The 22798-nt window shown below is 67.4% G+C and carries 17 protein-coding genes and 2 tRNA genes; 10 read left to right on the top strand and 9 right to left on the bottom strand.

Annotated features, from left to right (window positions below):
• Nucleotides 1-28: 28 nt before the first annotated feature.
• From I6N89_RS13730 to I6N89_RS13715, 4 genes are all read left to right on the top strand, one after another.
• A complete protein-coding gene (locus I6N89_RS13730) occupies nt 29-1315 on the top strand; it encodes a homoserine dehydrogenase (RefSeq protein WP_207019011.1) in 1287 nt (428 codons plus the stop codon).
• 158 nt (nt 1316-1473) lie between these two features.
• Nucleotides 1474-2436: a class II fructose-bisphosphatase gene (glpX, locus tag I6N89_RS13725; RefSeq protein ID WP_207019010.1), complete on the top strand. Its 963-nt coding sequence runs from the start codon at nt 1474-1476 to the stop codon at nt 2434-2436.
• Between the two features lie 124 nt (nt 2437-2560).
• Nucleotides 2561-4300 (top strand): single-stranded-DNA-specific exonuclease RecJ, encoded by a 1740-nt coding sequence (gene recJ / locus I6N89_RS13720; protein ID WP_207019009.1) that lies wholly within the window; start codon nt 2561-2563, stop codon nt 4298-4300.
• A gap of 147 nt (nt 4301-4447) precedes the next feature.
• A tRNA-Glu gene (locus I6N89_RS13715) sits at nt 4448-4522 on the top strand.
• Between the two features lie 500 nt (nt 4523-5022).
• Here I6N89_RS13715 and I6N89_RS13710 read toward each other — a convergent pair.
• The 3 genes from I6N89_RS13710 to I6N89_RS13700 form a co-directional block, all read right to left on the bottom strand.
• Nucleotides 5023-5099 (bottom strand) — tRNA-Ile (locus I6N89_RS13710).
• A 189-nt stretch (nt 5100-5288) separates the two neighbouring features.
• Nucleotides 5289-6353 (bottom strand): site-2 protease family protein, encoded by a 1065-nt coding sequence (locus I6N89_RS13705; protein WP_207019008.1) that lies wholly within the window; start codon nt 6351-6353, stop codon nt 5289-5291.
• A gap of 67 nt (nt 6354-6420) precedes the next feature.
• Nucleotides 6421-6888, bottom strand: coding sequence for a YbaK/EbsC family protein (locus I6N89_RS13700; protein WP_207019007.1), 468 nt, complete (start codon nt 6886-6888; stop codon nt 6421-6423).
• A 104-nt stretch (nt 6889-6992) separates the two neighbouring features.
• On the opposite strand from I6N89_RS13700, the gene I6N89_RS13695 reads away from it, so the two are divergent.
• From I6N89_RS13695 to I6N89_RS13685, 3 genes are all read left to right on the top strand, one after another.
• Nucleotides 6993-9773, top strand: coding sequence for a glutamine-synthetase adenylyltransferase (locus I6N89_RS13695; RefSeq protein WP_207019006.1), 2781 nt, complete (start codon nt 6993-6995; stop codon nt 9771-9773).
• Nucleotides 9770-10036, top strand: coding sequence for a hypothetical protein (locus I6N89_RS13690; protein WP_207019005.1), 267 nt, complete (start codon nt 9770-9772; stop codon nt 10034-10036). The genes I6N89_RS13695 and I6N89_RS13690 overlap by 4 nt, the downstream gene beginning before the upstream one ends.
• Nucleotides 10037-10112: 76 nt before the next feature.
• Nucleotides 10113-11372 (top strand): vWA domain-containing protein, encoded by a 1260-nt coding sequence (locus I6N89_RS13685; RefSeq protein ID WP_207019004.1) that lies wholly within the window; start codon nt 10113-10115, stop codon nt 11370-11372.
• Nucleotides 11373-11480: 108 nt separating this feature from the next.
• Here the strand turns inward: I6N89_RS13685 and I6N89_RS13680 are convergent, their stop codons facing one another.
• Genes I6N89_RS13680 through ectA form a run of 4 tightly spaced genes read right to left on the bottom strand, consistent with a single transcriptional unit; the run spans nt 11481 to nt 15174 of the window.
• Complete coding sequence (locus I6N89_RS13680) at nt 11481-12908, bottom strand: aspartate kinase (protein WP_207019003.1); 1428 nt, start codon at nt 12906-12908, stop codon at nt 11481-11483.
• Between the two features lie 3 nt (nt 12909-12911).
• Nucleotides 12912-13304, bottom strand: a complete 393-nt coding sequence (locus tag I6N89_RS13675) for an ectoine synthase (protein WP_076705323.1) — start codon at nt 13302-13304, stop codon at nt 12912-12914.
• Nucleotides 13305-13309: 5 nt separating this feature from the next.
• A complete protein-coding gene (ectB, locus tag I6N89_RS13670) occupies nt 13310-14584 on the bottom strand; it encodes a diaminobutyrate--2-oxoglutarate transaminase (protein ID WP_207019002.1) in 1275 nt (424 codons plus the stop codon).
• 53 nt (nt 14585-14637) lie between these two features.
• Nucleotides 14638-15174, bottom strand: coding sequence for a diaminobutyrate acetyltransferase (gene ectA, locus I6N89_RS13665; protein WP_207019001.1), 537 nt, complete (start codon nt 15172-15174; stop codon nt 14638-14640).
• Between the two features lie 269 nt (nt 15175-15443).
• Here ectA and I6N89_RS13660 point away from each other — a divergent pair, with 269 nt between their 5' ends.
• Complete coding sequence (locus tag I6N89_RS13660) at nt 15444-15959, top strand: MarR family winged helix-turn-helix transcriptional regulator (protein ID WP_207019000.1); 516 nt, start codon at nt 15444-15446, stop codon at nt 15957-15959.
• 7 nt (nt 15960-15966) lie between these two features.
• Here the strand turns inward: I6N89_RS13660 and I6N89_RS13655 are convergent, their stop codons facing one another.
• Nucleotides 15967-17565 carry a transcriptional regulator gene (locus I6N89_RS13655; protein WP_207018999.1) on the bottom strand — a complete coding sequence of 533 codons (1599 nt, stop codon included), beginning with the start codon at nt 17563-17565 and terminating at the stop codon, nt 15967-15969.
• Nucleotides 17566-17762: 197 nt separating this feature from the next.
• Between I6N89_RS13655 and I6N89_RS13650 the strand changes: the two genes are divergently transcribed.
• Nucleotides 17763-18860 carry a phosphatase PAP2 family protein gene (locus tag I6N89_RS13650; protein ID WP_207018998.1) on the top strand — a complete coding sequence of 366 codons (1098 nt, stop codon included), beginning with the start codon at nt 17763-17765 and terminating at the stop codon, nt 18858-18860.
• An 89-nt stretch (nt 18861-18949) separates the two neighbouring features.
• Here the strand turns inward: I6N89_RS13650 and I6N89_RS13645 are convergent, their stop codons facing one another.
• Entirely contained in the window at nt 18950-20986 is a 2037-nt protein-coding gene (locus tag I6N89_RS13645; RefSeq protein WP_207018997.1) for a S8 family serine peptidase, read from the bottom strand.
• 263 nt (nt 20987-21249) lie between these two features.
• On the opposite strand from I6N89_RS13645, the gene I6N89_RS13640 reads away from it, so the two are divergent.
• The gene (locus I6N89_RS13640; protein ID WP_207018996.1) at nt 21250-22749 is read left to right on the top strand and encodes a bromoperoxidase; all 1500 of its coding nucleotides are present in this window, start codon (nt 21250-21252) and stop codon (nt 22747-22749) included.
• The last annotated feature ends 49 nt before the right edge of the window (nt 22750-22798 follow it).

Genomic DNA, 22798 nt, shown 5'->3' with positions numbered 1-22798 from the left:
TCGCGAAAACAACAGAAGGAGCCCACCCATGTCAGACCCTCTCCGTCTCGGGATCGCGGGCCTGGGCACCGTCGGTGCCGGCGTCGTCAAGATCGTGCGTCAGAAAGCGGCGCTGCTGGAGGCCCGCACCGGGCGCAGGATCGCGATTTCGGCGGTCTCGGCGCGCAACCGTGACAAGGATCGCGGCGTGCCGCTCAGCTCCTATGCCTGGGAAGACGACCCGGTGACGCTGGCCACCCGCGACGATGTCGACGTATTCGTCGAACTGGTCGGCGGCTCGGACGGGCCGGCAAAGGCGGCGGTCGAGGCGGCGCTGAAGGCCGGCAAGGATGTGGTGACCGCAAACAAGGCGCTGCTCGCGCATCACGGTCAGGCGTTGGCGGAGCTGGCCGAGGCCAATGGCTGCGTGCTGCGCTTCGAGGCGGCGGTCGCGGGCGGCATCCCGGTGATCAAGGCGCTGACCGAGGGGCTGGCCGCCAATGAGATCACCCGCGTCATGGGGGTGATGAACGGCACCTGCAACTATATCCTGACGCGCATGGAAAATGGCGGGCTGAGCTATGACGAGGCCTTTGCCGAGGCGGACGCGCTGGGCTATCTCGAAGCCGATCCCGAGCTCGACGTGGGCGGTATCGACGCCGGGCACAAGCTGTCGCTGCTTTCGGCCATCGCCTATGGCACCCAGGTGGCCTTTGACGCGGTGGAGCTGGAGGGCATCGGCCGGGTCAGCATCGAGGATATCCGCCAGGCCGCCGACATGGGCTACAAGATCAAGCTGCTGGGTGTCTGCCGGATGAGCGGGCGCGGGCTGGAACAGTCGATGTCGCCCTGCCTGGTGCCCGCGACATCGCCGCTGGGGCAGCTCGAGGGCGGCACCAATATGGTGGTGATCGAGGGCGATCAGGTCGGTCAGATCGTGCTGCGCGGAGCCGGTGCGGGCGAAGGCCCGACCGCCAGCGCGGTGATGGGCGACATCATGGACATTGCGCGCGGCATCCGCGTTACGACCTTTGGCGCACCGGCGAGCCAGCTGGTGGCTTCGACGCCCGCAAAGGCGGCGACGCCCGCGCCCTATTACCTGCGCTTCGCGCTGGCCGACAAACCCGGCGCGCTGGCCAAGGTCGCCTCGGCGCTGGGCGAGGCGGGGGTCTCGATCCACCGCATGCGGCAGTACGATCATGCCGCCGATGCGGCGCCCGTGCTGATCGTCACCCACAAGACCACCCGCGCGGCGCTCGACGCGGCGCTGGCGGCGATGCCGGCGACCGGCGTGGTCGACGACACGCCGGTGGCGCTGCGCATCGAACAGGTCTGAGATCGCCGATTCCGGGCCCGCGGTACAGGATCCGGCCTCGCAGCGGGCAAAGCCCGCCGCGAAGGTGCCGGATTCCCGGGCGTTAGCGCGTCGGGACTTGCCAGTGCTTTGCCCGGCGGGCTACACCCTCTGCGACCGTCATTTTAAAGGAAGTCTCCATGTCGACCCCCAAGGATTTCAATGACCGCATGTTGTCTCTGGGCCTCGCCCGCGTGGCGGAGCAGGCCGCCATCGCCTCGGCGAAGCTGATCGGCCACGGCGACGAGAAGGCCGCCGACCAGGCCGCCGTGAACGCCATGCGGAACGAGCTGAACAAGCTCGAGATTTCCGGGGTGGTGGTGATCGGCGAGGGCGAGCGCGACGAAGCGCCGATGCTGTTCATTGGCGAAGAGGTCGGCCAGGGCGGTCCGGGGGTGGACATTGCGCTCGACCCGCTGGAAGGCACCACGCTGACAGCCAAGGACATGCCCAACGCGCTGACCGTGATTGCCATGGGGCCGCGCGGCTCGATGTTGCACGCGCCCGACGTCTACATGGACAAGCTGGCCATCGGCCCGGGCTATCCCGATCATGTTGTTACGCTGGAGATGTCGCCCTCCGAGCGGGTCGAGGCGCTGGCCAAGGCCAAGGGCTGCGACAACACCGATATCACCGTCTGCATCCTCGAGCGTCCGCGCCATGAGGAGATGATCGCCGAGGTCCGCGCCACCGGCGCCGCGATCCGCCTGATCACCGATGGCGACGTGGCCGGCGTGATGCATTGCGCTGAGGCGCATATCACCGGTATCGACATGTATATGGGCTCGGGCGGGGCGCCCGAGGGCGTGCTCGCTTCGGCGGCGCTGAAATGCATGGGCGGCCAGATGTATGGCCGGCTGCTGTTCCGCAACGACGACGAGAAGGCCCGCGCCGCAAAGGCCGGCATCACCGATCTGAACAAGATCTATACCCGCGACGAGATGGTGACCGCGGATGTGATCTTTGCGGCCACCGGCGTGACCAACGGTTCGATCCTTTCGGGGATCAAGCGCGAGGTCGGCTGGATCACCACCGAGACGCTGCTGATGCGCTCCAAGACCGGCTCGGTGCGGCGGGTGATCTACCGCAACCCCTTCAACTGAGGGGGCGCCCGGCCGCAGGGTCGGCTTGTGAGTATTTTTGGAAAGATGAAAGCAGGGGGCGGTGTTCCGGTCCCTGCTTTTTCGCGTTAAGGCGGGGGCGGTTTCAGACATTGGGGGCAGGGGCATGAGCTATCTTGGGGTCGAGACCTCGCTGACCGGGCGGCGCTGGGTCGGGCCCGGGGTGGAGCAGGAGCGTCAGGCCGAGGCGCTGTCGCAGCAGACAGCCTTGCCGCGTGGGCTCTGCCAGGTGCTGGCGCGGCTCGGCGTCGATGTGGCGGAGGTGCCGGGCTATCTGGAGCCGAAGCTGCGCGACCTGCTGCCCGACCCGCGCAGCCTGCGCGACATGGAGACGGCGGCGGCGCGGCTGCTGGCGGCGGTGAGCCGGCGCGAGCGGGTGGCGGTCTTTGCCGATTACGATGTCGACGGCGGCGCCTCGGCGGCACTGCTGCTCGACTGGCTGCATCAACGCGGTATGGCGGCGACGCTTTATATCCCCGACCGGATCGACGAGGGCTACGGGCCGAACGAGCCGGCGATGGCAAAGCTGGCCGAAACGCATGACCTGATCGTCTGCGTCGATTGCGGAACGCTGTCGCATGGTCCCATCGCGGCGGCGCAGGGTGCGGATGTGGTGGTGCTCGACCACCACCTCGCGGGCGAGACGCTGCCCGATTGCGTGGCGGTGGTGAACCCCAACCGGCAGGACGAGGACGGCGCGCTGGCGCATCTCTGCGCGGCGGGGGTGGTGTTCCTGATGCTGGTGGAATGCGGCCGGCAGTTGCGCGAGGCGGGCGAGCGTGGGCCGGATCTGATCGCCATGCTGGATCTGGTGGCGCTGGCCACGGTGGCCGACGTGGCGCCGCTCAAGGGGGTGAACCGGGCGCTGGTGCGCCAGGGGCTTGCGGTGATGGCGCGGCGCGCGCGGCCCGGGCTGGTGGCGCTGGCGGATGTGGCGCGGCTCGATACCGCGCCCTCGTCCTATCATCTGGGCTATGTGCTGGGGCCGCGCGTCAATGCCGGCGGGCGCATCGGGCAGGCGGATCTGGGCGCGCGGCTGCTGGCCTGCCGCGACCGGCACGAGGCCGGCGCGCTGGCGGAACGGCTCGACCAGCTCAACACCGAGCGCCGCGAGGTCGAGGAGGCGGTGCGTGCCGCCGCGCTTGCGCAGGCCGAGGAGCGCGGGCTCGATGCGCCGCTGGTCTGGGCGGCGGGCGAGGGCTGGCACCCGGGTGTGGTGGGCATTGTCGCCTCGCGCTTGAAGGAGCTGACCAACCGCCCGGCGGTGGTGATCGGGCTGGACGGCGCCGAGGGCAAGGGCTCGGGCCGCTCGGTCTCGGGCGTCGATCTCGGCGCCAGCGTGCAGCGGCTGGCGGCCGAGGGGCTGTTGCTGAAGGGCGGCGGGCACAAGATGGCCGCCGGGCTCACCGTGGCGCGCGAGGCGCTGGAAAGCGCCATGGCGCGGCTTTCCGAGCTGCTGGCGAAGCAAGGCGCCGGGCAAGGCGGCGCCGCCGATCTGAAGCTCGACGGGGTGCTGATGCCGGGGGCGGCGACGCTGGATCTCTGCGAGGGGATGGAACGTGCGGGCCCCTTCGGCGCGGGCGCGCCGGCGCCGCGGTTCGCGCTGCCGGATGTGCAGATCGGCTTTGCCAAGCAGGTCGGTGCGGGGCATCTGAAACTGTCTCTCGGCGACGGTCTGGGGGCGAAACTCGAGGCGATTTGCTTTGGCGCTTTCGACGGCGCGCTGGGGTCGGAACTGTCGGGGCATCAGGGACGACGATTCCACGTGGCGGGGCGTCTTGAGATCAACGAATGGAACGGGCGCCGCACGGTGCAACTGCGTCTGGAGGACGCGGCGCCGGCCTGAGGAGGGCCGTTTAAGCGATTGTGATCGTTACGGGAATTTCCATCCCGGAGTGTTTTTTGAAAAAACCGCACGGGGGTCACTTTTTTCGTAATTTTGCGCTTGCAAGGTCTGCGGGCTTTGCCTAAAAGGCCCCTCACCAGCAGCGCTGGCCCGTTCGTCTATCGGTTAGGACGCCAGGTTTTCAACCTGGAAAGAGGGGTTCGATTCCCCTACGGGCTGCCACTTATTCCTCTAAATTGCTGAAATTAAAGAAAACGAGGTATCTGTATCTCGTTGCACTCCTCCTTATGCACGACTGCTTGTTGAGCGAAGGACTGTTTCCCTTGCGCGCGCGCCGGTACTTGGAGCGGGGGGCTTCGCTTCCTACGTCACCGGTCCGTGACCAATCGGAGGGTGCAAAGGGGGGCGCCAAAGACATGTTGATCGAGCATCAGGAAAACCTGTCGACGGCAGCCGCATACCTCGTGTCGAAGGGCTGCCTTCAACAGTGCCCTAGTCATGGGCAGATATGGTCATTCTGCAACCGCGGCTCATTGCGGCAGCATGTGGTTGCCGCGCGCATCTGTTCGCACCGCATCGCGGCCAGGGCAACGGCTGGGTCGGAGCGGATTGAACTGAGATTTGCGTGGTCCACTCTTCCTGTAACCCATTGGTTCACAACAAGGTCAGGAAGGGCCGCGCGGCCCATCTTGGCGCTGATTTTAAACGGAAAAATCCGTTTTTGGTAGGCCCGGAGGGACTTGAACCCCCAACCAAGGCGTTATGAGCGCCCTGCTCTAACCAATTGAGCTACAGGCCCACCGTGTCTGCCTCAGTAGCATCCGCGCGGGCGGGGTCAAGGTTTTCAAGCCGCCGCCATGCGCGGCTTTGCTGCTCTTATCGCGGGGCGGGCGCGATCCGGGAGATGCCTGACGGGGCAGTGCGGGCGCGCCCGTCATGTAAGGGGGGGCAATCTGCCCACCGCCCGCCTCGCGAAAGGCCCGGCCGCTCAGCGCGGGCTGCGCAGCACCATCAGCTCGCCGACATTCTCGCGGGTGATATAGCCCAGCACATGCCCGCCGGGATCGGTGACCGCCAGCGCCGGAGCGTCGGCCAGCGCGTCCAGCACCTGGCTCAGCGGCGTGCCGAGGGTCACCTGCGGCACGTCCTCCATCGCATCGCCCACGGGCAGGGTGTTGTGGCCCTCGGCCATGCCCTGAAACAGCGCCGTGCGGGTGAGGAAGCCGGCGAGCTTGCCCTCGGGATCGAGCACCGGGAATTCGTGCTGCGTGGTGCGGATCAGGGTCTGCGCCGCCACATGCAGCGGATCCTCGGGGCGCAGGCTCTCGAAGCTGGTGATCATCGCATCGCGCGCCATCAGCCCGCTGGCCACCGCGCGCGAGGTCACGTCCTGGCTTTCCGCCTGACCGGCGAAATAGACGAAGAGCGCGATCAGCAGCAGCATGAAGTTGCCCGAGGCAAGCCCCCAGAACGCAAAGAGAAACGCCATCACCTGACCGGCATTCGCCGCCGCCCGCGTGGCGTGCACCCGGTCCATGCGCGTGGCCAGCAGCGCGCGCAGCACCCGGCCACCATCCATCGGGAAGGCCGGCAGCAGGTTGAACAGCGCCAGGAACAGGTTTACCGCTGCGAGCTGGCCCAGGAAGGCGCCCGGCGAGCCGCCGAAATTCGCCAGCTCCTCGAGATCGGTGCTGGCGCCGAACGTGATCAGCACTGCCCAGATCACGATATTCACCGCCGGCCCCGCGAGCGCCACAAGGATCTCCTGCGCGGGTTTTTCGGGCATGCGCTCCAGCCGCGCCATGCCGCCGATCGGCAGCAGGGTGATGTCGGGCGTCTTGATGCCATAGCGCCGCGCGGTCAGCGCGTGGCCGAACTCATGCGCCACTACGCAGGCGAAGAGCGCCAGCACAAAGACCACGTTTTGCAGCGCCGCCACCGCGCCGCCCTGGGGCCAGGCCGCCGCCGCGACCCAGGCCAGCAACAGGAAGAAGGTGGCATGCACCCGAAGTTCCGAGCCGAAAAGGCGCCCGATGGAGAAAGACCAGCTCATGCGTTGCACTCCCGTGCTTGACGTGGCGCCACCATGCGGCAGCGGATCGCAGGCAGCAAGGCCTGCGCTATTCGGTGAAGGGCGCGGCCACCGCGCCGGTCAGCCCGGGCAGCAGATGCGCATCGAGCGCAAAGACATGGCGGGGCGTGCCGGCGGCGGCCCAGATCCGGGTGAATTCCAGCAGCCGCGGATCGATCCAGGCGCGGATCGGGTTCAGGTGCCCGACCGGGGCCACGCCGCCGATGGCAAAGCCCGTCTGCGACCGGATCAGATCGGCATCGGCCTTGCCCAGCGGTTCGCCCGCCAGCTCTGATGCCTTGTCGGCGCAGACCTTGTTGCCGCCGGCGGTGAGGAACAGCACCGCTTCGCCGCTCTCCTCGGCGCGAAAGATGATCGACTTGGCGATCTGGTCGATCTCGCAACCGACGCTGTCGGCGGCCTCCTGTGCGGTGCGGGCCTGACCCACCTCGCGGATATCCGGCTCCAGCCCGGCGGCTTCGAGTGCCGCGCGGACGCGTTTGAGGCTCTTGCTCATCAGGGACTCCTGTCGTTTCTTGCAGGGGTTAGAGCGCGATGCGCTATCGTCCGCAACCCCTTGGGGCATTGCGCAATCCCGTATCGCTCCGCCATATAGGCGGCATGAGTTTCGTATCCCGCATCACCCGCCTGCCGCGCCCCTTCGAGCCCGATCTTGGAGAGGAGGCGCGCGCCGCCGCGCCCTGGGCCTCGGGCGATGTTGCGGCACTGCTGGCCGGCGCGGGCGGATCGAGCCCTTATCTCAACGGTCTGATCCGCAAGGAGACGGGCTGGCTGGAGGGCGCGCTCGCGGATCCCGAAGGCGCGGTCGAGACGCTGCTGGCCGGGCTGGAGGCGACGGGCGAGGGCATCGAGAGCGCGCTGCGCCAGGGCAAGCGGCGGGTGGCGCTGCTGACCGCTCTGGCCGATCTCGCCGGCGTCTGGCCGCTGGAGATGGTGACCGGCACGCTCACCCGTTTTGCCGATCTCTCGGTGCGGCTGGCGCTACAGGCCGCCATCGCGCGCGAGATCCGGCGCGGCAAGCTGCCGGGCGCCACCGAGGACGATATCGCCAGCGCCGGCGGCATGGTGGTGCTCGCCATGGGCAAGATGGGCGCCTTCGAGCTGAATTACAGCTCGGATATCGACCTCATCTGCCTCTTCGATCAGGACCGGTTCGAGCGCGACGATTTCCACGAGGCCCGCAGCGCCTTCGTGCGGGCCACGCGCAAGATGTCGGCAACGCTGAGCGACCTGACCGGCGAGGGCTATGTTTTCCGCACCGATCTGCGGCTGCGTCCCGATCCGGCGGTGACCCCGGTCTGCATCGCCATGGAGGCAGGCGAACGCTATTATGAAAGCCTCGGGCGGGCCTGGGAGCGCGCCGCATATATCAAGGCGCGGCCCTGCGCCGGCGATATCGGAGCCGGCGAGCGCTTTCTTGACACGCTGCGCCCCTTCGTCTGGCGCCGGCATCTGGATTACGCCGCCATTCAGGACGCCCACGATATGCGCCTGCGCTACCGCGACAAGAAAGGGCACGGGCCGATCACCCTGCCGGGCCATGACATGAAGCTGGGGCGCGGCGGCATCCGCGAGATCGAGTTCTTCACCCAGACCCGCCAGATCATCGCCGGCGGGCGCGATCCGGAACTGCGGGTGCGCGGCACGGTGGACGGGCTGCGGGTGCTGACCGAAACCGGCTGGGTGCCGGGCGAGGTGACCGGCAAGCTCGCCGATCACTACCGCGCCCATCGCGAGATCGAGCACCGGGTGCAGATGGTCAACGATGCGCAGACCCATCTGCTGCCCGCCAATGACGCCGGGTTCGAGCGGCTGGCGGCGCTGACCGGGCGCGAGCGCGGCGAGCTGGAGAGCGATATCCGCGCGCGGCTCGAAGAGGTGCACGAACTGACCGAGGGGTTCTTTGCCCCCGACAGCCGTGACAGCGCGCCCTGCGAGGTGCCCGAGGCGCTGGAGACCAGCCCGCTTGTGGCGCGCTGGACGAGCTACCCAGCGCTGCGCTCGGGCCGTGCGACCGAGATCTTCAAGCGGCTGAAGCCCGAGATCCTCAGCCGGCTCGCCCGCGCCGCAAAGCCCGAGGAGGCGCTGACCGCCTTCGACGGCTTTCTTGCCGGTCTGCCCGCCGGTGTGCAGCTCTTTTCGCTGTTCGAGGCCAATCCGCAGCTTATCGACCTGTTGGTCGATATCGTCGCGACCTCGCCGGATCTGGCGCGTCACCTGTCGCGCAATTCCGCCGTGTTCGACGCGGTGATCGGCGGCGATTTCTTCAGCCCCTGGCCGGGGCCGGCGGCGCTGACCGCGGAGCTGACGGAGATCCTCTCGCGTGAGGAGGATTACGAGCGCCGGCTCGACATGGCGCGCCGCTGGGCCCGGGAATGGCATTTCCGCGCCGGTGTGCATCTGCTGCGCGGGCTGACCGAGACCGAGGAGGCAGGGCAGCATTACGCCGATCTCGCCGAGGCGGCGCTGGCGGCGGTGTTCCCGGTGGTGCAGGAGGAGTTCGCCCGCAAGCACGGCGCGCCGCCGGGGCGCGGCGCGGTGGTGGTGGGCATGGGCTCGCTCGGGGCGCGGCGGCTGCATGCGCTCTCCGATCTCGACCTGATCGTGATTTACGACCCGGCGGGTGTGGAGGCCTCGGAGGGCCGCCGACCGCTGCCCGCGCGGCAGTATTACGCCCGGCTGACCCAGGCGCTGATCACCGCGATGACCGCGCCCATGGCCGAGGGCAAGCTCTACGAGGTCGATATGCGGCTGCGGCCTTCGGGCAATCAGGGGCCGGTGGCGACCTCGCTCTCCTCCTTCACCGAATATCAGCGCAAGCAGGCCTGGGTCTGGGAGCATCTGGCGCTGACCCGGGCGCGGGTGGTGGCGGGGCCGGCAGCGCTTGCCGGCGAGGTCGAGGCGCTGCGGGCAGAGATCCTGGCCGCGCCGCCGCCGCGCGACAAGGTGCTGGGCGAGCTGGCCGGGATGCGCGCGCGCATCGCCGCGGCCAAGGGGCAGGGCGACCCGTGGGATCCCAAGCTCGGGCGCGGGCGGATGCAGGATATCGAGCTCCTGGCGCAGGCCGGCGCGCTGCTCTCGGGCCAGGCGCCGCGCCGCACCGCGCGCGGGTTGACGGCGGCGGCGCGCGAGGGCTGGCTGGAGAAAGCCGGCGCCGATCACCTCGCCGCCACCTACCGGCTGTGCTGGAGCCTCCAGATCGGCGCGCGGCTGATCACCGAGGGCGCGCTCGATCCGGAGACGGTGGGCGCGGGGGGCTGCACCTTCCTCACCCGCCTGACCGGAACCAAGAGCGCGGCGGAGATGCGGACAAAGCTCGCCGAGATGACCACGAGAGCGGCGGAGATCATCGACGCCGCGCTACCGGAGGTGAAACCATGAAGAAGAAGGGCACGCCGGACGACCCCAAGGGGCTCATCGCCGAGGCCTACAAGATCGAGGGGATCGGCATCGGCGAATGCCGCTCGATTTTTCTCGACTGGGCGCTGTCGCTGCCCCGCGACGCCGAGGCGCGCGAGCATGTCGAGGCGCTGCTGGCGCGCCACGGGCAGGAGGGCCATCCGATGACCGAGGTGCTGCGCGAGGGGCTTTCGCGCTCCGGCCCGCCGCGCCGGCGGGGCGGGGCATCCGGGCGCCGCCACTGAACCGCAGGGGGGCGACCAAGGCAGCGCTTGCCCCGGGCGCGCGCATGCGCTTGGCTGGGGCAGGCGAGGAGAGAGAATGCCCGAATACGTGCCCATCGCGATCCCCGATCACCCGCGGCTCGCGCAGAACATCATCCATTTCGCCCGCGCCCTGCGCCGCGCCGGCCTGCCGGTGGGGCCGGGCCGGGTCATCGACGCGATCCGCGCGGTGGCGGCGGCGGGGTTCACCGACCGGATGGATTTCTACTGGACCCTGCATGCCTGTTTCGTGAACCGCCCCGAGCACCGCGTGGTCTTTGCCCAGATCTTCCGGCTCTACTGGCGCGATCCGCGTTATCTCGAACACATGATGTCGATGATGCTGCCGGCGGTGCGCGGCGTGCAGGAGGAAAAGCGCGCCCAAAGCGCCGAGAAACGCGCGGCCCAGGCGCTGCTCGGCGACCAGATGCCCGAGTTGCCGAAACCCGAGGGCGAGGAGGAGGAGGCGACCAAAATCGAGGTCGACAGCTCCTTCACCATCTCGGCGGAGGAAAAGCTCAAGACGCTCGATTTCGAGCAGATGTCGACCGAGGAGATCATGCAGGCCAAGCGCATGCTGGCGCGGCTGAAACTGCCGGTGAAGCCGATCCCCTCGCGCCGGGGCATGGCGGCGGTGGACGGGCGGCGCATCGACTGGCGCCGTACCCTGCGCGCCTCGATGCGGCAGGGCGGCGAGATGCGCTCGCTGGCGCATCTCAAGCCGCGCCCGCGCTGGCCCAATCTGGTGGTGCTCTGCGATATCTCCGGCTCGATGAGCCAATATTCCCGCATGGTGCTGCATTTCCTGCACGCGGTGGCGAACGAGAAGGGCGCGGGCTGGGCCAGGGTGCATGCCTTCACCTTCGGCACGCGGCTCACCAATATCACCCGCCATCTGGCGACCCGCGACGTGGACGCGGCGCTGAAGGCGGCGGGCGCCGAGGCGCAGGACTGGGAGGGCGGCACGCGCATCGGTGACTGCCTGCACGCCTTCAACCGCGACTGGTCGCGCCGGGTCATGGGGCAGGGCGCGGTGGTGCTGCTGATCACCGACGGGCTCGACCGCGACGACGCGGCGGCGCTGGAAAGCGAGATGGAGCGGCTGCATCTCTCGGCGCGCCGGCTGATCTGGCTGAACCCGCTGCTGCGCTGGGACGGGTTCGCGCCCAAGGCCTCGGGCATCCGCGCGATGCTGCCGCATGTGGACAGCTTCCGCGCCGGGCATTCGATTGCCTCGCTGGAGGATCTTGCACAAGCGATATCGCGCCCTGAGGATGCGGGCGAAAAGGATCGGTTGATGCGAATGATGGCGGGGTAGCGGCTGCGGGGAAGGCCTGCGGGGAAGGCCTGCGCCGGGCCCGGCTCCCAAGGCAAAAAAAGGGTGGGCGAATTGCCCACCCTACATAGCGATATCCGTCGCCTGGTCTCAGGCGGCTTTGCGGATGGCCGGGGCTTCGTCCTCGATGAAGGTCCGGTGCAGCGCCTTGATGACCGGCTTGAGGATCTCGCGCTCCAGCACGAACTGCACATCCACATTGCGCGGCCCCTGGCTTGCGCCGATGGCTTCCAGCCCTTCCTCGGCAATGGCCACGAGCCCGCGTTGCAGGCAGCTCAGCCCGTTCAGGTCGCGCCCGATGACCGAGGCCATGGCGAGCGTCCGCGACGAGATCCGCGCCGAGGGGTAGAGCTTCGACAGATCCTTCTCGACCCGGCGCATGCTCTTCAGCGAGGCGTCCACATAGTGGGTGATCGTGTTGGCGTTCGACACCTTGGACACGATGCGCACATCGTGGCGCGTCAGCACGTCGAGGATCGTGGCGTCATAGCCCTTCACCCCCACCATGTCTTGCTCGAAGAGCTCCAGCGCGATGATGTCGAGACCGGTGACGATCTCCACCGCCGAAGCCTCCGCCGGCTGATCGTCGATCAGCGTGCCCGGATCCTTCGGCTCGAAAGCGTTGGTCACGCGCAGCGGCACATCGGCCTGGCGCAGCGTCTTGGCCGCCTTGGGGTGAATCGCCTCCATCCCCATGTTCGACAGCTGGTCGGCCACGTCATAGTTGGTCCGGCCGAGCTTGCGCACCGCGTCCTGGCCCACCAGATTGGGGTCGGCCGAGGAGAGGTGGAACTCCTTGTGGATGATCGCCTCGCGCGCCTGGGTGAGGGCGGCGAGATGCGAGAAGGTGACCTCGGAATAGCCGCGGTCGAACTCGCTCATCAGGCCCTCTTTGCACTGCGCATAGCCGGTGACGATGGGCAGCTCGGTCATCGGGTCGATGCCCTCGAGCGCGCCGAGGATGCGCTCCTCGAGCGTCACGTCGCCATCGCCGCGCCAGCCCGAGAGATCGACGAACCGGGCGTCGACGCCCGCGCGCTGAAGCATCTGCACGGTGACAAAGGCGGAATGCGCCTCGCCCAGACCGGAGAGCAGCTCGCGGGTTTGCAGCATGTGCTCGGAGAGGCGGAAGTGCCCGTAGGAGCAGACGCGGGCCAGATCGATCAGGCAGTTGCGCGCGCCGTCGATGCGGGTGCGCACGAAATCGGTGGCCTGCTGGATGTCGGCGGGATGGTCGAGCACGGCGGTATGCGCCTCGATCATCGCGTCGCCGACGCGGTTCAGCGCGTCGTGCCAGCCATGGCTGTTGTCGGATTCCGCGAACTGGCCATAGACCCCCGGCTCGCCGGATTTCTTGTGCTCCAGCAGCAGGTTGGTGATACCGCCGAAGGCCGAGACCACGAAAATGCGGCCATAGAGATCCGCGCCCTCGCGGTCACCGATCAGCAGCGTGTCGCGCAATTCGTTGAGACGGGACATGGACGTCCCGCCGATCTTTTCAACGGTATGCTCTGCCATGGCTTACGCCACCTCCTCGGCCGGTGCATAGGAGCCGTCTTCGCGGTGCACTTCGGTGCCGGTGATCGGCGGGTTGAAGCAGCAGGCGAGGTGCAGCTCTTCGTCGGCGACAAGCGTGTGCTTGTCGTGCTTGTCGAGCGCATACATGACGCCGGGGGTGATCTCATGCGTCTCGCCGGTGGCGAGATCGGTGATCCGGCCCTTGCCGGCCATGCAGTAGACGCTCTCGAAATGGTGCTTGTAGTGGAACGTGTGTTCCGAGCCCGCCTCGATCACGGTGATGTGGAACGAGAACCCCATGCCGTCATCCGCCAGCAGCAGGCGGGTCGAGGTCCAGCGGGCATCGGCCACGCATTTGTCGGTGTTTTTCAGTTTGTTGAAGTCGCGAACGATCATGTCGGTTACTCCGCAGCAATCTTGTTGGTTCCGGTCAGGGCGGCACGGGTGGCGTCGCGCAGGATCTCGAACCCTTTGGCGAACTGCTCATCCGTGGTGGTCAGCGGTGCCAGCACCTTGACCACCTCGTCATGGGCGCCCGATGTCTCGATGATGAGGCCGCGCTTGAAGGCCTCGGCGCAGATCGCGCCGGCCAGCTCGCCCGAGCCCACATCGACGCCGCGCATCAGGCCGCGGCCCTTGAGATAGGCGCCCTCGACCATCTCGGCGATGGAGGTCAGCCCGTCCTCGACAAGCTTGGCCTTCGCCTGAAGATCGCTCTGGAAGCTCTTGTCTTTCCAGAATTTCTCCAGCGCCACGCGGGCAGTGACAAAGGCGTGGGTGTTGCCCCGGAAGGTGCCGTTATGCTCGGCGGGCTTCCAGATGTCGTGTTCGGGCTTCACCAGCAGCGCGGCAAAGGGCAGACCCATGCCCGAAAGCGATTTCGCCATCGGGATCAGGTCGGGCTCGATGCCGAACTCCTCGAAGGAGAAGAACGTACCGGTGCGGCCGATGCCGGCCTGAATGTCGTCGGCAATCAGCAGCGCGCCGTGTTTCTTGGCGAGCTTGGCGATGCCCTGCATCCATTCCCTGGAGGCGGCGTTGAGGCCGCCTTCGCCCTGCACCGGCTCCACCAGGAAGGCGGCGGGGGCGTCGAGCCCCGAGGACGGGTTGTCGAGCATCCACTCGATCTGTTTCAACGTGTCCACGCCTTCGCCGAAGGCACCGTCATAGGGCAGGTGAGTGACGCCCTGAAGCGGCATCGCACCGCCGGCGCGCTTGCCGGCATTGCCGGTCGCGGCGAGCGAGCCCATGGTCATGCCGTGGAAACCGTTGGTGAAGGCCACGATATTGTGGCGGCCGGTGACCTTGCGGGCCAGCTTCATCGCGGCCTCGACGGCATTGGTGCCGGTCGGGCCGGTCATCATCACCTTGTGGTCCATGCCGCGCGGCTTTAGGATGATCTCCTCGAAGGCGGTCAGAAAGGCTTCTTTCTGCGCGGTGTGCATGTCGAGCCCGTGGGTCACGCCGTCGGCGGTGATGTGCTCGATCAGCGCGGCCTTCATGTCGGCGTCGTTATGGCCGTAGTTCAGCGAGGAGCAGCCGGCGAGAAAGTCGATATACTCGCGGCCTTCGTCGTCGGTGAGAATGGAGCCGCTGGCTTTCACGAAGCTGGTGGGAAAGCTACGGCAGTAAGAGCGCGCTTCGCTTTCGCGGCGCGTGTAAATGTCGCGTGTCATAAGAGACGTCCTTTCGTCTTCTCGATGTTCGGGGAATGACGGGCGGGCGCGGTTCAGGCCGCGCGCAGCACCTCTGCCTCTTCGCGGGGCAGGGTGATGGTCACCATGTGCTCGGTGTCGTGGTGCCCGTCGAAATGCACGTCTTTTTCGTAATGCGGCTCGTCGGTGAGCTCGCCGCCAAGATTGCGGGCGAAGCTGCGGAAGAGCCCCCAGGAGGCGTCATTGTCCTCGGTGATGGTGGTCTTGAGGCATTCGGCCTCTGCGCATTCGTCGCGATTGACGAGATGCGTCAGCATCTTGCGGCCAAGCCCCAGCCCGCGCGCCTTGGCGCTGACGGCGACCTGCCACACGAAGAAGGCATCCTGGTTCGGGATCATGTGACCCGAAATCCAGCCGACAACCTCGCCGTTGAGCTCGGCCACGACACAGGTGTCGCGGAAATGCTCGGCCTGCACGAGATTGCAGTACATGGAATTCTCGTCGAGTGGCTTGCACGCGCGCACGAGCTCCCAAATGGCGGCGCCATCGGTCGACTCGGGCTTGCGCAGCACGAGCGTGTCTTTGCGGGGCGTGAAGCTGTCTTTCGGCATCGGGTCTGGTCCCTCTCTTTCCTTTGGTGGATAAACTAATGCGGCGAAGCCAAAGTTTCAAGCTCTAAAGCATTTTGAACGGATTTTTGCCGATCTGCGCAGGTACGTGCTGATAATAAAGGGAAAAATCGCAGGCCTTGAAAAGTTTATTCGATGGTATATCCTTAGTCCCGTAAAGAAAAAGCGGGAGATGCTTAGGTGGTTGAAGTTTTCTCCCGTTCTGTGCAACTAAGGACCATTCGCCAAACCAGTGACGAGGCCGAGGTCCGATGGATCGAACGGATGACAGCTTGATTGCCTTGCGCCGCATTCTGCGAGCGACGGAGCTCTATGAGAGGGACCTGGCCAGTGCCGCCGGTGTGTCCCCTGCGACGCTGCGCGTGATGCAGATCGTTCAGATGCGCGGCGGCAGCGCCACGCCCAAGGCGCTGGCCACCCAGATGGGGGTCAGTCAGGCGACGATCACCGGTCTGGTGGACAAGCTGGTCAAGTCCGGCATGGTGCGCCGCGCGCAATCGGAAACCGACCGCCGTCAGGTCAATGTGATGCTGACCGAGGCAGGGCTGCGCACGCTGGAACGCGCGCCGGACGCGCTGCAACAGCGCTTCGTCCGCGAATTCGAACGTCTGGAAGACTGGGAGCAGGCGCAGCTGCTGTCCTCGCTCGAGCGCGTGGCCGCGATGCTGGATGCGCGCGATATAGACGCCTCGCCGGTGCTGACCGTCGGTGCGCTCGATTCCTCGGGCAAGAGCGCCGACAAGACCCCCGACAAGCGCGCCTCCTGAGCGCGGCTCAGAGCAGGGCGCGGATCGGCTCCAGTAGCCCCTTGTTGCGCAGCGTCCGCACCGGATAGCTTTCGTCGTTCACGATCTGGTCGAGGGTAAAGCCCGGCTCGATCTTGGCCAGTTTTACCGCTGTTTCCTGCGCCTTGTCCAATTGCCCGTCGAGCGCGTAGAGCGCCAGAAGATGCCTGTGCGCCGGGCGCGAGAGTGGCGCGGCGCGCGCCGCCGCCTCGCCCGCCTCGATGGCCTCGTGCGGGCGGTTGCAGGCGATGGCGATGATGCAGTGCCCCATGTCCCACCATTGCCGGAAGGGCGAGCTGTGCGCGATGGCGCGGGCCCGGGCAGAGGCGTCGAAGGCGGCGGTCACATCGCCCTTGAGCATATGCGCTTCGGCCAGTGATTTCCACGCGAAGGCGGAGGCCGCGTTGCGCCCGACCGCGCGCTCGGCCAGCTCATAGGCGCCCGCCGCGTCGCGCTGCGCGGTGCCGCGCACCTTGGAAATCAGCGCCTGCACCAGCGCATTGTCCTGGCTGTCCTCGATGGCGCGGTAATTCAGCGCGATGGCCTCCTCGCGCAGTGCCTCGCGGTCGTCCTCCAGCAGCTCCATGAGCTGGATCATCCGCACCATGCTGCTCCAAGCGAGATAAACGCCGTTGCCATCCAGTTCGTGCGCCTGCTTGAGCAGCGAATAGGCCTCGCGCAGCGCGTCGCGCTCGAAGCTGAACATGCGGTACATGCTGAGCCGCGACAGCGCCGTGGCGCGGCTTTCCGGGCGGCTGCTGTCGAGCACCTGCGGCAGCTTGCCGATGATGCAGTCGGCGGCCTCGAAGACCAGCCGGGCGATGCCTTCCTCGGCGCCGAGAATGTCGTCGAGCCGCCCGACGCTTTGCAGCTTGGAATAGAGGATGCGCCCGGTGGGCAGGTGCAGCCCCTTGACGAAAACCTTGTGACCGTCATCGGTCTGCACCAGATCGCAGCCGATCGACAGATCGCTGACCGGCAGATCGGCGGGCAGGTCCGGCTCGTTGGCCTGCCGCCAGGCGCGGATCTGCTCGGCGATGTTCTCGCCGATCTGGTTGGCCAGCACATCGCCCATGATCCGCCCGTTGCCGTCCGAGGCGGAGGAGCGGCAGGCGATCAGGATGCCCTTGGCCTCCTGCGGCGCGGCGCGCGACAGCCGGGTCTGGAGATCGGCGCGCTCCATGCGCAGCCATTCCTCGAATTCCGGGTCGCGCGCATCGAGCCCTTCGAGCAGTTCGACGCGCAGATCGCCGGGCAACCCGTTGTCGCGCAGATCGACGGCGATGCGCGAGGGGTCGAGCGCGACGGAATTGCGGTCGGCGAGAAGCACGCCGTCATGGGCGCCGAAGCTGCTGCGCAGCTTGCTGAGCGCCTGGCGCAGATTGGCGCTGGCCTGTTCCGGACCGAACTGGCTCCAGAGCTTGTCCTCCAGCCAGCGGCGCGGGCGGGACATTTCGGGGCTGAGCGCCAGCAGCGCCAGAAGCGCCTGATTTTTCGCGCCTTTCGGTGTCAGAGACAGGCCTTCCGCCGACTGCACACGCAGCGGGCCGAGCACCGAAATTCGGATCGTAGGCGCACTGTCGCGCATTGCTTGGTCCTGTTCAGGAGGCACGGATATGACGTGAGGGTAACACCGGCCCTCAGTAGCGGCAACTGTCGTGAATACTCCGTGAATCGCGCGCGAGCGACCCGACAAGTCTTTGACGCTTGCGTGTGTTTTCTGCCAATTTACCCTGAGGAAAGCGATTATTTTGTGAATTTGGCTCCTGAGGGAGGAGGTGCGATATGCCGATTTATGGACATGAAGGTCACGAAGGACATGAGGGCCACGAGGGTCACGAAGGCCATGAGGGGCATGAAGGTCATGAGGGCCATGAGGGTCACGAAGGGGGCGGCGGCTCCTCGGCGCTGAGCTCGGCGCTCGGCCGCGCCCGCGACGGCACCGTCGGCTATTGGGATGGGCTGCCCAGTCGCGAAAGCCGGGTCGAGGGGCGCAGCTCCTGGCAGGCGGTCAGGGCGCTGGACATAACGCCGCGCCGCGCGGTGATGGATCAGGCGATCCAGAGCCTCTTTGCGGTGGAGTTCCAGAGCAGCGAGTACGCCAACGACACCGGCATGGTGAGTTTCCAGAACCAACCGCTGGTGACGCTGCACCGGCCGGGGCTGGAGCTGGTCAAGACCACCCAGTTGCCCCATCTGCGCGCCGCCGCCGATCTGCGTTTCGACCGGCTGACCGAGATCCGGGTCGAGACCAGCAATATCCAGTCTTTCTTTGCCGGTGTCAGCTATATGTCCTCGGGCGCCACGAAATGGACCATGGCATTGCTTCAGGCGGTGTTCCGGCTCTGCACGCGGGTCGAGATGCCAGTGAAGCTGGGTTTCGACCTGCCGCGTCCGATGACGCTGGCCTATGAGGTGCAGCCGATCATCCAGACCCCGGGCCACGGCGCCTGGCCCAGCGGCCACGCGACCGAGAGTTTTGCCGGCGCGACGTTTCTCAGCCGGATCTTCTACGATCACGCGGAGGGGGCGGCGTTCGATCCCGGCGCGGCGCTGCAACAGCAGAACCAGCTTTACCGCCATGCGGAGCGGATCGCGATCAACCGCACCGTCGCCGGGGTGCACTACCCGACCGACAGCATGGCCGGCGCTGTGCTGGGGGTGACCATGGCCGAGGCGCTGGTCAATCTGCTTGACGGCAAGACCGAGACCACGGCGCGGATCTATCGCGGCGATCTCTATGACGGCGATTTCAACCTGTCGCTGCTGAATGCCGAGATCGCGGCGCAGGACAAGATCACCGAATCCACCGTGCAGATCGACCCGTCGGTCGTGCCGAGGTGGCTGAAGGATATGTGGGCCGAGGTGCAGACCGAGGTTTGAAAGAGCGTTTAACGCGTGGGGGCTGGCTCTGTCGGCCTGAGGGTGCGAGTGGGCCGGGGCGTTTGCCCCGGCCGTTTTTCTTGAGGGCCTCAGACCGCGAGGGCGGTCTCGCCGGTCCCGATCACATAGGCGCCGAGCCGGGGCTTCTGTGCGTCCGGCACCTGCGACAGCGTCAGCAGGGAACGGTCGAAGTCGTCGCTATGCGGGCCCCCGGCATTGGCCACGAGCTGCGCATGCGACAGCGCCAGCGCCCGGGTCAGCCGCCCGGCGGCGGCGCTGGTGCCGTTGAGGAACCGCGTGCTGCCGCTCAGCGTGCCGCTGCCCTGCACACCGGGGCGGATGCGGCTGCGGTCGGCCACGGTGGCGGCGGTGGGGCCGGGTACAGACCAGTCGGCACCCTCGCCGGTATAGTCGGCAGGCACCAGTTGCGCCGTCTCGCGGCTCTGCCGCGCTGCGCCCACCAGAAACACCTGCCGCGCGGTCGACGAGGCCAGCGCGTTGTGGCTGCCCTCGTGTCGGATGGTGCAATCGGCCTCCAGCGCGCTGTGATCGAGATAGGCATTGCTCCAGCCATAGCCGTCGGCGCTGTCGAAATAGCTCTGCCGGGCCCTGGCGCGGTAGCCGGTGAGGCTGTCGTCGCGCTGGATCTGCAAATGCAGGCTCAGCGCCTCGCCGCCCGCGTGCCGGCAGGCCAGCCGCCAGGTGCCGGCGGGGGCCAGCGCCTCGCCATGGCAGGAGGCGGTGGGGGCCAGCGCGATCAGGTAGTAGGCGCGCTGCACGGTATCGTCGTCGAGCCGGTAGTCGGGAACGTGATAGATCCGCGCCACCGCCTCGGAGCCGAGCGTGAGGCTGCGGCTTTCGCCCGGGGCGAGGGGCGCAAAGCCCGAGCTCAGACCGGCGGGGGTGGTGAGCGACAGGTGCAGCCCGTCCAGCGGCTGGCCGGCGCCGCTGCGCAGCTCCAGAAAGCTCTCGGTCTGGTCGCCGGGCTGCACGATCCACTCGATGCTGCGGTCGGTGGCGCTGCGGGGATGCGCCTCGGGGTAGTCGAACCGCGCCACCAGCCGCTTGCGGTAATCGTTGCCGAAGGACCAGACCACGCGCACCGGCTGGCCCTTGGCCTCTTCCCATAAGGCCGCCTCACGGGCGATCTGGTATTCGGCGAAACGGGTGCCGTCCTTGGGGCCGGCGAGCATGCCCATCGACAGGTTGACGATCACCGGCGCGCGCGGGTCGATCTGCTGCGCCTGGCGCAGGATCCAGCGCATTGCCTGCACCATGTAGCTTTCGAACCGTGTGCCCGAGGTGTCGGCCACCGCCTGCGGCGGCAGCTGCACGCCGATCAGCGGCCAGTCGCGCGCCGGGTCGTCGGCGTCCTGCGGATCGGCTCCGGCTGCGAGGTCGAGCACATGGGTGCCGTGACTGGTGCCGTGATCGGTGGAGCGGCGCGCGTCGTAGCGCGCCAGCCGCGTGTTCACCGCCGCGTATTCCGCCGGCTCGTTCAGTGCCGCGCCCTTGGCGAGCAGCGCGTCGATCTCGGCACGGGTCATGACCTCGCCGAGATACATGGATTTCGCGCCGGGGCCGCTGCGCTCCAGCGCCTGAAGCCAGACCGCGTGAAACCGTGTCTCCCCGCCCTTGCGGAAGCGCGCGTTGAGAAAGGCCAGCCCGTCGTCGATGATCGCCACGATGGGCTGCACCTGGCCGGGTGCCGGGGCCGGTGTGGCTGTGGGCGCGGGCGCCTCGGGTGTGCCGCTCGGGTCGAGCGCCACGGGCGTGCCGGTGTCGAGCGTGTCGAACAGCGCGGCATAGGCATCGGTGGCGGTGCCCTGCGCGATATAGAGCGCGTATTCGTCCGGCAGCCCGGCATCGGGATCGCGCCCGGTGGCGCGGCTTTCTAGAATGGTGCGCTCGTGCGGCTCCATAAGGAGCGGCGCGGCCGGGTCGTCAACCAGGTGCAAAAGCTCCTTGCGTGCCGTGCGCAGATTGGCGCCCCTGAGGCGAATAAAGACCGGCTGATAAATGTGATCGCCGACCGGGGGCTGGCGCCTTTGCCGCAGCATCCAGGAGAAATCGACATAAGGGTCGCGAAAATCGGCGCTCTGGGGATCGCTCCATGTCAGGGGCATCGCAGTTTCCTCGTGAATTCATGGATGAAATATGGTCCAAGCAAAGCCTTAGCCGGCCTTTGCGTCAAGAAAACCCGCGGAATTTGCGCAATATTCACGCGCCTGCCCTTGCAGTCAGGGGCCATTTCTTACCAAATCAGGGCCAAGTTTACGCTGTTTTCGTGGTGTAATCACGGTGTGTTCACGCTGAGTCGGCACATTGCGTTTACGTTCCGTAAATCAGAGCGTTCGTGATCAAGGCCGAAACGACAGGGGATCATACCATGACCGTCCGGACCGACAGCGCCCGTGCAGGGCTCCGTGTGATAGACGGCGGCCGCGAGCCGGGCACGCCGCCCACGATGAGCCTGCAACTGCCGCCGCCGCCCGAGATGGGCCCCGCCGAACTGGCCGCCGAGATGGCCGAGCTCTACGCGCTGTCGCTGGTGCGCGATTTGCCGTTTTCAGTGATGCAGGATCCCCATTGCCGCATCTGGATCGACGGTGCGACGCATTTCACTCTGCACGAGCTGCTTTGCGAGCTGCGCAGCCTGAGCTGGTTCGACGAGCAGGCGCTGCCTGCTCCGGGCCCGGTCGAGACGGTCTTTTGCTCCCGGACCGTCTGCGGCGAGGCTGACCATCGCCGCGGCCTGCGGCGGAACGGCGATGGTCAGCTGACGTTGCGCACGCTGTTTCGCGGTGTCGTCGGCCATAATGGCGAGGCGCTGCGACTTTCGGCCTTTCACCATACCGACCGCGACGGCGAGCTCGAGCTCGAACCCTCCGAACCGCCCGCCTCCGATGCGCCGATGTCGCGCTGGCTCGACTGGATCGAGCGGTTCTCCGGCGCCGCGCTGGCGCTGCCGGGGCAGGGCGAGGAAATCATGCCGGGTCTGGCCACGCCACGCGAACTGGTGGCGCGGGTGCAGCAGAGCCATCCCTGCCGGATCTATTACAACGCCGTGCTGCGGCTTCTGGCGCGCGGGGTGAAATTCGACCCCGGCCTGCATGCCGCCGGCGAGTCGGCGCCGGTCTCGGCGCAGAACATCCTGTCGCTGATGGCCGAAACCGCCGACCGTGCCTTTGGTGCCGCGATGCGGGCGCATGGGCGCGCCAACCGGCTGAGCCGCCCGGGCGTGTTCGCGGCGCGGCTGACGGCGCTGTTGCAACAGGACGATCCCATGGCCGGCGAGCCGAGTCTGCTGCGCGCCTGTGCCGAGGAGCTTTCGGGCAAGGCGCCGAACCTGCTGCACTGGATCGACCGCATGAACCGTGCCTTCGGGCGCGACGCGGGCAAGGTGCCGATGCTTCTGTTGCCGCCGCTCAAGAGCAGCGTGCCGCTGCACCGCGCCGACTATGCCGCCCAGGCGGTGATCGCGGGCGCTCTGTCGACGCTGCTCAAGGCACTGTTCGACACCCGCCGCCACGCCCGGCTGCGCATGGTGGGCAGCGATGGCAGCGGCGTCGATATCGGCACCGAAGCCGACCGTCTCGCCGCCGATATCGCACTCGCCCGTTCGGTGGCGGGCGGCTATTTCCAGGCGGAAAACTATCTCGACCTGCGCCTCGGCGAGGCGCTGGCCTGCCATGTGCTGCGCGAACGGCTGGAAATGCTGGGTCAGAGCGCGTCGCTCGGCTTCACCGATTTCAACGGCGCTCCGGTCAGCATCGCGGTCAACCCGAGCGGGCAGGGGCAGGGCCATGCCACCTTCCACCGCGACGGGCGCCACGCGCCCTGGCCGATGGAGGCGCTGCGCGCCAGCACCCATCTTGCCGTGGTCTGATCTCCGCGCCTGCGCTTGACCGGGATCAAGGCGGGCACCGCGCGGGGGT

It is taken from the genome of Salipiger abyssi (genome assembly GCF_017311415.1).
Taxonomy (GTDB): domain Bacteria; phylum Pseudomonadota; class Alphaproteobacteria; order Rhodobacterales; family Rhodobacteraceae; genus Salipiger; species Salipiger abyssi_A.
This window is presented reverse-complemented; position numbering and strand designations above follow the sequence as displayed.